This is a genomic window from Halomonas cupida (assembly GCF_900142755.1).
In the GTDB taxonomy this organism is placed as follows: Bacteria; Pseudomonadota; Gammaproteobacteria; order Pseudomonadales; family Halomonadaceae; genus Halomonas; species Halomonas cupida.
This window is the reverse complement of sequence record NZ_FRCA01000001.1, coordinates 238,607-251,476: the sequence shown is the minus strand read 5'-3', so window position 1 is coordinate 251,476 and position 12,870 is coordinate 238,607. Positions and strand designations below refer to the sequence as shown.

Annotated in this window: 7 protein-coding genes and 1 other RNA gene; 5 read left to right on the top strand and 3 right to left on the bottom strand. The window is 59.9% G+C overall.

Features of this window, described 5'->3' with window-relative positions; genetic code table 11:
* Window positions 1-41 precede the first annotated feature (41 nt).
* Complete coding sequence (locus BUE38_RS00990) at window positions 42-1,706, top strand: GMC family oxidoreductase (protein ID WP_073433163.1); 1,665 nt, start codon at window positions 42-44, stop codon at window positions 1,704-1,706.
* Window positions 1,707-2,066: 360 nt separating this feature from the next.
* On the opposite strand, the gene ffs is transcribed toward BUE38_RS00990, so the two are convergent.
* Window positions 2,067-2,163: signal recognition particle sRNA small type (gene ffs, locus BUE38_RS00985), an RNA gene on the bottom strand.
* Between the two features lie 361 nt (window positions 2,164-2,524).
* Here ffs and BUE38_RS00980 point away from each other — a divergent pair.
* Together BUE38_RS00980 and BUE38_RS00975 are read left to right on the top strand one after the other, a co-directional pair.
* Window positions 2,525-3,748, top strand: a complete 1,224-nt coding sequence (locus BUE38_RS00980) for a carboxylate--amine ligase (protein WP_073433162.1) — start codon at window positions 2,525-2,527, stop codon at window positions 3,746-3,748.
* A gap of 161 nt (window positions 3,749-3,909) precedes the next feature.
* Window positions 3,910-5,943, top strand: coding sequence for a hypothetical protein (locus BUE38_RS00975; protein WP_073433161.1), 2,034 nt, complete (start codon window positions 3,910-3,912; stop codon window positions 5,941-5,943).
* On the opposite strand, the gene BUE38_RS00970 is transcribed toward BUE38_RS00975, so the two are convergent.
* Window positions 5,934-6,956 carry an AbrB family transcriptional regulator gene (locus BUE38_RS00970; RefSeq protein ID WP_234986725.1) on the bottom strand — a complete coding sequence of 341 codons (1,023 nt, stop codon included), beginning with the start codon at window positions 6,954-6,956 and terminating at the stop codon, window positions 5,934-5,936. The two genes, BUE38_RS00975 and BUE38_RS00970, sit on opposite strands and share 10 nt — an antisense overlap.
* Before the next feature lie 350 nt (window positions 6,957-7,306).
* On the opposite strand from BUE38_RS00970, the gene BUE38_RS00965 reads away from it, so the two are divergent.
* Window positions 7,307-8,065: a TlyA family RNA methyltransferase gene (locus BUE38_RS00965; RefSeq protein WP_073433159.1), complete on the top strand. Its 759-nt coding sequence runs from the start codon at window positions 7,307-7,309 to the stop codon at window positions 8,063-8,065.
* 27 nt (window positions 8,066-8,092) lie between these two features.
* On the opposite strand, the gene mscK is transcribed toward BUE38_RS00965, so the two are convergent.
* The gene (gene mscK / locus BUE38_RS00960) at window positions 8,093-11,539 is read right to left on the bottom strand and encodes a mechanosensitive channel MscK (protein WP_073433158.1); all 3,447 of its coding nucleotides are present in this window, start codon (window positions 11,537-11,539) and stop codon (window positions 8,093-8,095) included.
* A 153-nt stretch (window positions 11,540-11,692) separates the two neighbouring features.
* On the opposite strand from mscK, the gene BUE38_RS00955 reads away from it, so the two are divergent.
* Entirely contained in the window at window positions 11,693-12,829 is a 1,137-nt protein-coding gene (locus BUE38_RS00955; RefSeq protein ID WP_234986724.1) for a phospholipase A, read from the top strand.
* The last annotated feature ends 41 nt before the right edge of the window (window positions 12,830-12,870 follow it).

Genomic DNA, 12,870 nt, shown 5'->3' with positions numbered 1-12,870 from the left:
AAAACCAGACAACAACGATCATAACCGGGAAGACGACTCCTATGGCCGAGCGGGCAGATTACGACTACATCATTGTCGGAAGTGGTGCCGCCGGCGCGATTCTGGCCAACCGGCTGAGTGCCGACAGCCATATCAGCGTTTGCCTGTTGGAGGCCGGTCCGAAGGATCATCACCCCTTCATCCATATTCCCGCCGGCTTCATCAAGATGATCTTCAACCCGCGCTATGCCTGGCAGTTCAGGACGGCACCCAACGCCCTGACACTGGATCGCGAAATCCCCATTCCCCAGGGACGAACCCTGGGCGGCTCGACCTCCATCAATGGCCTGGTGTTCAACCGTGGCCAGCGCGAGGACTATGATCACTGGGCCCGCCTGGGCAATGTCGGCTGGGACTACGACAGCGTGCTGCCCTGGTTCAGGAAACTCGAACACCGCCTGGCAGGTGATCCTCTGCTACGAGGACAGAACGGACCACTGCCGGTCACCGATATCGACTGGATTCACCCGATCTGTGAGGCATTCATCCAGGGAGCCGAACAGCTCGGTATCCCACGCAATCCCGATTACAACGGCGAACACCAGGCTGGTGTCGGCTACTTCCAACGCACCATCCATCGTGGGCGACGCATGAGCACGGCCCAGGCCTGGCTGAGGCCCGCCAGCAAACGCGCCAACCTGAGTATCCGTTGCCACGCCCAGGCCACACGAATCCTGTTCGATGGAGCACGCGCCACTGGGGTGGAATATCGCCACCCCACAAGCGGCAAGGCCACTCGTATCACGGCCCGCCGTGAAGTGATCGTCAGCGCTGGCGCCATCAATACGCCAAAACTGCTGCAACTCTCGGGGGTTGGACCACGCGAGCTGCTCGAATCACTGAATATTCCTGTCGTTCGGGATCTGCCGGGAGTTGGCGCCAATCTCAAGGATCACTATTCGGTGCGCATTGTCGGTCGGGTCAAGAACAGCACGACTCTCAACGAGGAGGCCAGAGGACTGCGACTGGTCCGCCAGATCGCCAACTGGTTGCTGCGCCGACCCAGTATCCTGGCCTTGAGCCCATCACTGGTGCATATCTTCTGGAAGTCGGATAACGACATGGAGCGCGCCGACCTGCAGGGGGTTTTTACGCCGGCCAGTTATCGTCAGGGCTATGTCGGCATGCTCGACAACTACCCCGGCATGACTTGTGGTTTCTGGCAGCACCGTCCTGCCAGCACGGGCTATGTTCGCATCACCAGTACGGATCCACTGGCAGCACCGGAAGTTCAGCCCAACTACCTCAACGAGCCGGGAGATCGCGAGGTACTGATCAAGGGCATTCGCCTCGCTCGACAACTGCTCGCCAGTGACGCATTGGCTCGTTATATGGATACAGAGGCACTGCCGGGTGTCGAGCACCAGAGCGATGAAGAGCTGCTGGACTATGCCCGCCGTTATGGTGTGTCGTCCTACCACCTCAACGGCACCGCGCGCATGGGGCCGAGCAGCGACCCCATGGCGGTGGTCGATGATCGACTTCGTGTGCATGGGTTTGAAGGACTGCGGGTGATCGACTCCTCGATCATGCCGGAAATACCTTCAGCCAACATCTGCGCGGCCACGATGATGATCGGCGAGAAAGGCGCCGATCTGATCCACGAGGACTCCACCCAACCTTCGGCGACAACAGCAACCAGGGACAACGAGGACACCTCGGCATGAAGCCCACGGCTTGAGACGAGAGCAATAACCAGAACGTAACGTCATTCATCAATGATGTTTATCATTCAGGCAGCCTGGATCTCCACTATATACCCAGTATTGGCCCCAACCGTTTGACGGTTCTCAGGGTCCCTGGTTCTCTCAATAATGGCGCCAACAGACACACGAGCGCTCTCAGGTACCACCAGCCGGAAACACCAGATGCCATGACGGGACTTGAACAGGTAGGGAGTACTGGAACTTCGACGAGCCTTCTGATGCGCTGAAACAGACATGGTTTGTACCACCACTTGTACCACTTGCAGGTCAAGGAGGAAGAATTTCCAGCGGAATCAAAAGGATAAACACAAAAGGAGGCGACCCCGAAAGCCACATCCCGGCACACGCATCCACCACTACCGTTGCTCCCTTCCGGGCCTGGCGGGGTTCGCAGTTTCGCGTTGCGGGAGGACCAACGGGGCCACCACAGCAAGGCTATCACATCAGATCAATCTTCAGACTGACGGAGCCTGTTGAACGGCTTGAAAATCATAGATTTGTCAAAGCCGGCGGGCACTATACCAATGTCGCACCCTGAGCTCAAGCCTTGACGTCCATACTTTGCCGTTTTGATCGTACACTGAGACAAATATGCGTTCTTCCGAGTAGTTCTGTAGGGTAGAGATAGCTGTTCGCCTGGCGACCACCACTCGTCAGGCGCTCTTTTTTCGACCCAGCCGCGACACGCTGCAGGGCCGATGTCTCCCCTAACATCGCACCAGAACGATAGAGAGAGATCACGAACCACACCCCCCTATTTACCCGCTGGAGGTACCACCATGAAAAAGGATCCCAACAAGGGCTTCATCGCTCTACTGGGCTGGAGCCTGAACGCAGTAGAGGCCGCCGAGAAATTCGACCGCCGCTATGTGGTGGTTGCCCCGGACTGGGCAGAAGAGTACTGCAAACAGCACGACATTCCCTACGTGTCCTGGAACTTCGAGCGCCTCAATGACCGCTCGGTAGAGATAGCCGAGACACTCAAGGAAATGGGGGTAGACGTGTCGATTCCCCTATTCGAGGAAACCGTCGAGTGGGCCGGCGCCATCAACTCGGTACTGCTGGACAACCCTCGTCTCTATGGCCAGTCCCTGCTGCTGCGTGACAAGGCGCTGATGAAGCGTCGCGCGCAATTGGGGGGCATTCGTGTCGGCATTTTCGAGGAAGCCCACGACAAGGGTGATGTGGTGCGTTTTCTCAAGCGCGTCAATCAGACCCTGCTCAAGTTGGACGGTGACCCCAACGACCCCATCCACCTCAAGGCCTTCGACAAGGCCGGCTGCCTTGGGCATCGGGTGATACGTACCCCCGATGAGATCGATGCCATCCCGGACGAAGAATTTCCGGTGCTGATGGAATCCCACCTGGATGGCTGGGAGTTTGCCGTCGAGGCCTGGATTCACAATGGCAAGATCGCGTTTCTCAATATCTCCGAGTACGTCACCCTCGGCTACTCGGTGTTCGTGCCCGCCTCCCCCGAGTTGGAGAGGTATCGTGAACAGATCCGTCAGCAGATCGAGAAGCTGGTCAAGACCTTCGATATCGAGTTCGGCCTGATTCATCCGGAATACTTTGTGACCAGCGATGGCGAGATGTACTTCGGTGAAGTCGCCTATCGCCCGCCGGGGTTCAAGGTCTTCGAGCTGCTGGAGCGCGTCTACGGCTTCAATGCCTATCAGGCCAGCATGCTGGTCTTTGATCCGAAGACAACCGCCGAAGAGGTGGCCGAGTTCTTCCCTCGCGAGGTGGTCGACGCCGACGGCTTCGCCGGCTGTTTCGGTGTCTACCCACGCCGTCGAGTGGTCAGTCGCCTAGAGATTCCCGAAGAGGTGGAAGATCACCCCTACTTCGAATCTCACGAACTGACACCACCGATGGAAGAGACCGTTACCAAGCGCACGGCGTTCGGCACCCACTGGGGCCTGGTGTATTTCCGCGGTGAGGATGCCCACACCCTGCGCGACCTGCTGAAGGAGCAGGAGGATATGGACTACTACGTCTAGTGCACTCGAGCAGGGGTGATACCCCTGCTCATTCGGCTTCCCCCACTCGGTTTTGGCTCTTGACCGGTACTGCTGGTTTCCCGTTGCCGGGTGGGAGGAGTATCCGGTGCTGGGCACTTCGTATACAGTCGTGACCTCGAACCGATGACCAAGGAGCCTGCGTGACTCCCCCCAACACCTCGTCACCGGCGAGCAATGACAAGCTGACGGGCCTGCTGCAGAAGCTCGATGCGAGTATTACACAACTCAGTGAAGCTGCTGAGTTTGCCAAACCGTCGAAGGTTCCGCATGTACTGGATATCGCGCGGCGCGTGATGATGCAGGAAGGCGGCTGTGCGGCTATCGAGGAACGCGCCGAACGGCTCGAGGCCGAGGGCATCTTTGATGGCTCGGACTGGGCCCAGCCCCAGATCCTGATGCCGTCACTCAGTGGCGGTTCTCTGCAGAGCGCAGATGTCACCCTGGTGGTGATCGAGTCCCTCAGCCAGCTGCGCATGCTGGCTGTAGCCAAGGGGCTGTATCGCCACACATTGATCAGTGACGAAAGTGCCCTCCACTTTCTCACCCAGGTGATGGCCCTCAACCTTTCACTGCTGTTCACTGCACCCAACGAGGCCGAACGCGAGACTCAGGGTCGCCTGGCTCAATTACCCCGGCTGCTGTTCCAGCATATTGCTGCTCGCATCGGCTACGAGCACATCATTGACGAGCTGATTCAGGAAATCTGGCGCATCCTGCAACAACGTCCCATCCAGGTCGAGCCGGTCAAGCAGATGATCACCCAGATCGCCCTGAGTCAGGCGGACCCAGCAATCGACCTCGGTTCCAGCGGTCAGGGAGCCGACCGTCTGGTCAGCTCGCTCTACGGACCCACTCAGGCCTGTCGCGAGGACCCGGGCATCGACGTCTACCGAGAACGGCTGTCCGGCATGGACAGCGGCGCGCTCCAGTACGAGGCCACCGGCTTTGCCCGGGCCATGCACGATACGGGGCTGGTATCACCCTATCATCCGGTACTGCTGCGCCATCTCCTCGACCACAGCGATCAACTGCTCGCCGAAGCACTGGGACTGTCCTCAACGGGACGAGACTGTCTACTGTGCTATCGCGAACTGGTGCACACCATCATTCGCACCTCGGTGCACCCCCAGACTTCCCAGGCGGCCTATGGTCTGGCCCTGACCCTGGAACGGGGCATCCTCTATCAGCCACCGATTGCCCCCAGCCTGTGGCGACAGTTGGGGCTGACGCTGTCCGAATGGTCGGAAGCGCGTCTATACGCGGCCTTCGGCGACAGCGTCTCGCACCGCGCCCGCTTGATGGAAGGCGTGCTCTGTGTACTGGGTCTACCGCTGGGTATCGGCCAGGGCAACAACCCGACCTGCCAGTCGGCCCGCGCACTGTCGATGTGGTCGTTCAATGACCCGGACTACCTACTGCAGATGGTCACTTGGGCGGCACGGGATGACGAAATCATCATGCATTTCGAGGGTCAGCCCATCTCCTCTCGGGACAGCATAGGAGGGGTTGCCCAGAACCTGCCGCTGGACCTCGACCCGGTGTCACTGCTGGTCGTGCCTCACCTCGATCGCATCTATGTCGAGATGGGTCGACGCTGTGTTGGTCGGGAAGGCGATCCCCACCGCTGGGTCAATCCCGAGTTTCATGGCTGGTGGTCGGGCCGTGGCTTTCGAATCAACGTCGATGTCGCGACCGGCCAGCTCAGTGACATGGACACTTTCCTGCGTCACTTCTATGCCAGCTACCACCCCGGCTACAACGGTAATCAGCCCTTGATCCACCCCCAGCCGGCAGGAATGGCGATCACCGACAGCGCCGCACGCTTCATTGGCTGGCATGCCATCACCATTCTGCGCACGGCCATGGACCCGAGTGGCGTGGTCCGGGTGTACTTCTTCAACCCCAACAACGATAGCGGTCAGGATTGGGGAGATGGCGTCAAAGTCAGTACGGCCGGCAATGGCGAACGCTTCGGTGAGGCATCGCTGCCCTTTCCTCAGTTCGCGTCACGGTTGTACATCTTCCACCATGACCCTCTCGAGCATGGCGAGTTGGCAGAGGTCACGGAGCAGGAACTGTCCGAAGTGATTGCCATGGTACACCGCAGTTGGGGAGCCAACCGGCTGCCCCCAACCGACCTGCAGGCGGAGAGCGGCCCAACTGATCAGGGCTGAGAACGCTGGATCCAGCGCGCCACCAGAGGTGCTGCGAACATCAGCAGCACCATGCGCAGCAGGTGGTGGAAAGCAACAAACACCGGGTCGAGATCCAACGCCAGCGCGACGATGGCCATCTCACCAATACCACCCGGCGCCAACGCCAGCATGGCGACATCACGCGGCACCCCCATCAGTTGATGGATCGCCTCGGCAAACAGCGCCAGCACGGCCAGAGCGATGACGGTGGCCACGCTGGCGTCGACCAGATAACGCGTGAATACCGCACCGGTCAGGCCACGGAAGCGTGCTCCGATGGAACTGCCCAACACCCACAACACCACATTCATGGCGTTGTCGGTCAGCGAGAAGTGGGCAAGGTCAAAACCCGACAGCACCGCAGCCAGCAGCAGCGGCGCCAATAATGCCGGTGTTGGCAGGCGAACCAGCGTGCCCAGCCAGATCACCGGTGCAATGGCCAGCAACAGCCAGAGCCCGGTATAGGGCGTGGCTACCTCACTGACCACCGTGCCCGGATCCTCCATGGCCCAGAACAGCGGTGGCAACAGCAGTATCACCAGCACCACACGCAGCGACTGGGCAATAGCGATACGCGCAGGGTCCCCGCCACTCTCCTCTCCCATGATGATCATCGCGGTCATCGCGCCAGGGGCTGCGGCGAACAGTGCAGTGGTGCCATCAAAGCCACGTTGACGGTACCAGGCCGCGGCAGCAAGGGTCGAAGCCGCCACACCGAGAATCAACATCAGAGCCGAAAGTCCCCACTCGGATACCTGGCTGGCCAACTCTGGAGTGACCTGGCTACCCAGCACCAGCCCCATGACACCGAGAAACCCGCTGCGTACCCGCTCGGGAATCTCAACCGGCATACCACGATTGGCAGCGATCAGGTTGGCCACCAGAGGGCCTAGCATCCAGGCCAGAGGCAGGCCAGTCAACGAGAACAACGCACCGCCCACAGCACCGAGCGCCAGAGAACGTATCAGTGACAACCAGTGCTGACGATCCATTTGCGTCCTCATGTAATCAGGGCCTGCTGACGTTTCCGCGTGAACCGCGTTGCGGCGCCAAATGGCGCCAGGCAAGACGCGGGATGCAGGTAAGGGTCATTCCCTTGCCAAATTCCGCAACACCGCATGGCGTCATTTGCCGCGCAACCCGAAGGGACAGGGCCAGTTTGGCGCACCACGGCGTTGTTCGCCGCTCATTGGGAACAACCCAACCACGCGCCTCACGTCTTGTTGTCCACCAAACGCCGCCTCTGTCGCGGCCGCGATGAAAACGTCAGCAGGCCCTGTCTGAGCAGGCTGTCCATTATGGCATACTGGCGCCGTTTCCAGCCGCCCAGGATGTTGTTGTCATGCCCCGCCTCGATCAGTTGCTTGTCAGTCAAGGTCACGCTCGCTCACGCACTCGGGCCCAGCGATTGATTCGCCATGGCCGGGTAAGCCGTGCCGAGGATGGCAAGTTGCTGACCCGTCCGGGAGAGAAGTGTCCCGAGGACCTGGTATTGCGGGTCGAGGAAGATCCCGAGGAACGCTATGTCTCCCGTGCAGGCCTCAAGCTCGAGGCCGTACTCAAGACCCTGAACCTGGATCTCACGGGCCTGACAGTACTGGATGTCGGTCAATCCACCGGCGGTTTCAGTGACTGTGCGCTGAGTTTCGGTGCACGCCATGTGATCGGAGTGGAAGTCGGCCACGGTCAGTTGGATGCCAGCCTTGTCGAGGACCCACGCATTACCTGCCTGGAAGGCCTCAACGCTCGTGCCATGGCCGAAGCACCACAACTGCTTGCCGCCATTGATGAACAGGGCCCGCTGGGCGCTGCAGTGATGGATGTGTCGTTCATTTCCCAGACACTGATCCTGCCGGAGATCGCCGCCCTGCTACCCAGCGGCGCCACTCTGGTATCACTGGTGAAGCCGCAGTTCGAAGTGGGACCTGGCGGTGTCGATGACCGCGGTCTGGTCACCGACACACGCCTCTACGCTGATGTGGAGCAACGTATCCGGGTCTGCTGCACACAATTCGAACTGGGCATCGAACACTGGCAAGACAGCCCGATCCTGGGCGGCGACGGCAACCGCGAGTTCCTGCTTCATGCCCGCCGCCGCTAGACGGCAGGCACCTGCCGGCGGGCGCTCTTAGCGGCCGCCACCATCTCCGCCACCACCATCGCCGCCAATACCGACGTCGCCGGGGTCACCATCGGAGCCAGGAGGCGGGTGGCTTTCGTCCAGCTCACGCGCTGCCCCCACCGGCGTTCCCCAGCCTTCGCGGCCTGCACGCTGGATATGGATATCCAGCTTGTCGAAGGCGATGCGAATGCCATTCTCGGCGAACAGATCGCCAATGCGGCCATTCAGCTCATCGGTTGCCAACAGCCGGTCGCCCAGCGCATTGACGTAGATACGCAGCTCGTACTCCATGGTGCTCGATGTATAGGCCATGAAGAATATCTCCGGAGGCGGATCCGCCAGCACGCGACTGTTCTCCGTAGCCGCCTGCTCCAGCAGCCTATGCACCACGCGGCGGTCGGCATCGTGGCTGACCCCGTACTTGAGTGTCACCCGGGTAACACTGTCGGACAGCGACCAGTTGATCAACTGATCGGTGACGAAGGTCTTGTTGGGAATGATGATTTCCTTGCGGTCGAAATCCGTTACCGTGGTCGCGCGGATCCGAATACGGCTGACGGTGCCGGTCAAGTTACCGAGCGTAATCGTGTCGCCGATACGAATCGGACGCTCGAAGAGAATGATCAGGCCGGAAATGAAATTGGCAAAGATTTCCTGCAGGCCGAAACCCAGACCCACACCGAGAGCCGCCACCAGCCACTGCAGCTTGTCCCAGGAAACCCCCATGGTCGCCAGCGCCATCACCGTTCCGGTGCCCACAATCACATAGGACAGTAGCGAACTGATGGCATAGGCACTGCCCTGCTTGAGCACCAGGCGTGACAGCACCATCACCTCGAGCAGACCCGGCAGGTTACGTGCCAGCATCACTGTCATGCCGATGGTGAACAGCGCCACAATCACGTCGCCCACACTGAGATTGTCCTCCAGCGCGTCTGCGCCCTCACCGGAGGCACCTTCCACCACCACGACATGGTCCAGGTAGCTCAGCACGGTCAGGAAGTCCGCCCACACCAGGTACATCAGGGCAGCAAAGCCAATCGTCAAGATCAGCTTGGAGAGGCGCAGTGACTGCTGGTTGACCTGCTCCATGTCCAGCGGCGGCTCTTCGACGATATCAAGGCCGCGATCACCATCGTCCTTGTTCATCGCGCGACGTCGCGCCAGTGCACGACGGTAGGCGAGGCGCCTTGCTGCCACCGCCAGACCACGGACCACAGCAGCCTCGACAAGAATCCAGAACGAGAACAGATACAGGGTGAAGACAAAGCGGCTGACCAGGCTGAGCGCCGAATAGACGTAGCCGTACACCACTGCACCGGCCAGCGCCAACGGCACCATGGCCATCACCAGGCCCAGTATGAGACGGAACAGTTTGACGCCGAAGAAAGGCACATGGGCCAGAATCAACTTCGCCATACTCACCGACATGCCCGTCAAGCCAATCAGCAGAATCACCAGACTGATCGGCTGTTCATTGAAGGTAACAGCGGCGTCCTTCGCCAACGGGGCGATCAACAACACCGGCGCCAGGCTGATCCCCAACCACAGCATCCAACTGCGCAGCTTGCGTACGTATCCTTCTGGCCAGTAGAAATGCCGTCGCGCCACGCCATCGCTGACCAGCAGGCGGCGCGCCCAGGCCACCATGGTCCAGGCGGCGGACAGTTGCAGCAACGACATGCCCACGGCAACAGCAGCGCCAGTGCCTCCAAAGGTCAGCATCATTCCCAGTGTCGTCACGACCAGGGGAGCAGGTGCCGCCAGCAGCAGGTTGAGCAGGATCGCCCGCGGCGTGTGCAATTGGGTATCGTGGCGCAGCCGGCCGATCTGTTCATGTATCCCCATCAGGCGGGCCTTGATCCGACGACGCAACATCAGCAGCGCTATTGCCGCCAACAGCACCGGCAGGGCCAACCAGGCCCCCGCATCGAGTCGTTGCCAGTTACCGGGCAGACCCTTGCGCCAGGCACCATCATGCCACTCGGCTGCCAGGTGAGCGGGTAATTTACCCAGCCATTTCATGTCCAGGGGTTGAGCATTGGCCACCCAGAACAGCTGCTCATCGATGGTATTACGCAACTCCCTCACCACCTCGACGAGCTGCTGTTGATTGAGCTGCAGAGCGATGGCCGAGGTCAGGATCTCACCATAGATCGGCTCCAACTGATCGATCAGATCACGCCTGGAGCGATACAACTGCACCAGGGGCGCTGTCAGGGCCTCACTGGTTTCCTCATCAAGCGCTTCATTGATGGCGGCCTCCTCGAGAGTCTGCCGAGCCAGTTGCTCGGGAAAGCGCAGGCTCTCCCGGTGGCTCTCGACCTCGAACTGAGTCAGGCGTATATCGGCAATCTCGTCGGCCAACCCACTGCGCTCCTCGATATCCGGCAGGGATTCGCGCTGCTCACGCAGGATACGGGACAACAGCACGCTGCCGCGCACCGACTCAATGTTATCGTAGAGTCCCTGCTGCATGCGCCGAACCCGATCCAGCTGGCGACGCGTTTGCAGCCCTTCGCGAACCAGCTCATTGGCCTTGCTGGTGGCGTTGAGCAGTGCCTGCGATATCTCACGGTTGGCTTCCTGCTCCGCCTGGATAACCGGGTGTTCGGCGATTGCCTGGGGCTCATTCTGCACCGCATCAGCAATCGCCTGCTCCGACTGCTTGCGCCGCAACTGGTCGAACTGGCTCTGCAGCGCCGAAACCCAGGCTTCTTCGCGAGCAGCCTCGAGCTCCAGTAACTCGCTACGCTGCTGCAACAATTCACGCAAGCGGGTATTGGAGTTCAACTGCTGCTGATAGAGGCGCAACTCCGCTTCGGCCAGCTGCTGCTCGGCCAGCACAGCGATACGCTGGGGAGAATTATCGGGAATATCACGCCGCGCGAGGTCCTCGAGCTCCAGACGAACCTCGTCCACACGTTTCATCGCCTCGGCAATCGACTTCTGGGCCCGCTCCGGCAGCGTCTGGGCCCCCAGCAGTTGGCTCTGCACTCGAGTCAGCGAATCCTGAACCCGCTGAAGGGAGCCGGTGGCATCACGCAGGCGTTGCTCCAGCGCATCGAGAGACAGTCCCTCCAGCTCACTGATATCGAAGTCCTGACTCTCCTGCCGCTCGCGTAACTGATGTTCGAGCTGCTCCAGTTCCTGAGGCGCCTGCTCGACACGCGTCTGCAGTTCCTCTAGCTGTTCGCGAGTATCCGCCAGCTTTTCCACCGCAGTGATCGCCTGATTCAAGGCGTCAATATCCTCGCTGGCAGCCGCATCCGGCGGATCACCGGCACTGGCAGTGCGCTCCTCAAGTTGCTTCTGCAACTCTTCGATACCGGGCAGGGACTCATCGTCGGTGATACTGCTCTGCGCCCAGGCAACCCCACACACCAGGAGTAACAGCACCAGCGCTGACGAGGTAAACCAACGACGCATTGTAACGATGGGAGAACGAGGCATGAGCAACAAAATCCTGTCGCAGCAAATGTGTGTGGCGAGATTTTCAACCCACTGTGTCAGTATGGCAATCCAGTGCAAGTTGTTTCCCACAAGTTTGACTTGTTCACGAGTCGTGGTAGAAACCGTTTTCTACATTTCCATTCAGGTAGCCACATGATGAAACGCCCCGCTGCTCTCGGTCTGCTGGTCACACCGGTGCTGGCACTAGGCATTGTTGGACAGAGCAACGCCGAGACCTCACTCAGTCCGAGCGAGCGCGAGGCCATGGAAGCTCGGGTCCAGCAACTCCAGAGCGAGCTGTCTCGGTTGCAGTCACAGCTGGATGACGATGCTGCCTCTGATACGGACTCTGCCAGTGCACCCACCACCCAACAATCCATCTCCGTCCACGACGAACTGATCACCGACGGTACGATTGCGGCGGTTGCCAGCTCCGGGACGGCAGAAGTTGTCCAGGAACGTCGTGTGCTGGAGGAAGAGTCGGAGAGTAACCCCTTCGCCATCACCACGCACCATCGCAACTACATTCTGCCGATCAGCTACAACCAGAAGCCGAATGAGGACCCGTTCCGCGAGGACGGTAATGGCGAAATGGACAACACTGAAGTGAAATTCCAGTTCAGTGCCAAGTTCAACATCGCCGAAGACCTGCTGTTCGACAATGGTGACCTGTTCTTCGCCTACACCCAGCGTAGCTGGTGGCAAGCATACAACAGTGAGGAGTCCGCACCCTTCCGTGAGACCAACTACGAGCCGGAAGTCTTCCTCGATTTCCAGAATGACTACGAACTGTGGGGCTGGACCAACACCAACAACCGTGTTGCCTTCAACCATCAGTCCAACGGCCGCTCCTCGGAGCTGTCACGTAGCTGGAACCGCGTCATTTTTACCTCGTCCTGGATCAACGATGACTGGGCGCTGATGGTGGCTCCGCACTGGCGCGTACCGGAAGACGACGAAGACGATGACAACCCGGATATCGAGAGCTATGTCGGCTATGCTGACATCACCATCGCTCACCAGTTGTTCAATACCCACGAGGCCTCGCTACTGCTTCGTGGCAACCCCGGTGACGGTAACTACGGTGCCCAACTCGATTACTCCTGGCCCCTTTTCGGCAAGGTCCGAGGCCATGTACAGTACTACAATGGCTATGGCGAAAGTCTGCTCGACTACAACGCCAGAACCAACCGTCTGGGTATCGGTTTCAGCCTGAACCCGTTGTTCCCATCCGGTGACAGGGGTGGCAGTAGTTTCCAGGCGGACGAAAGTTTCCAGTCGATCAGATGACACAGGTGGCCTACCTGGGCGCCTCTGGTTGATGTGGAAGC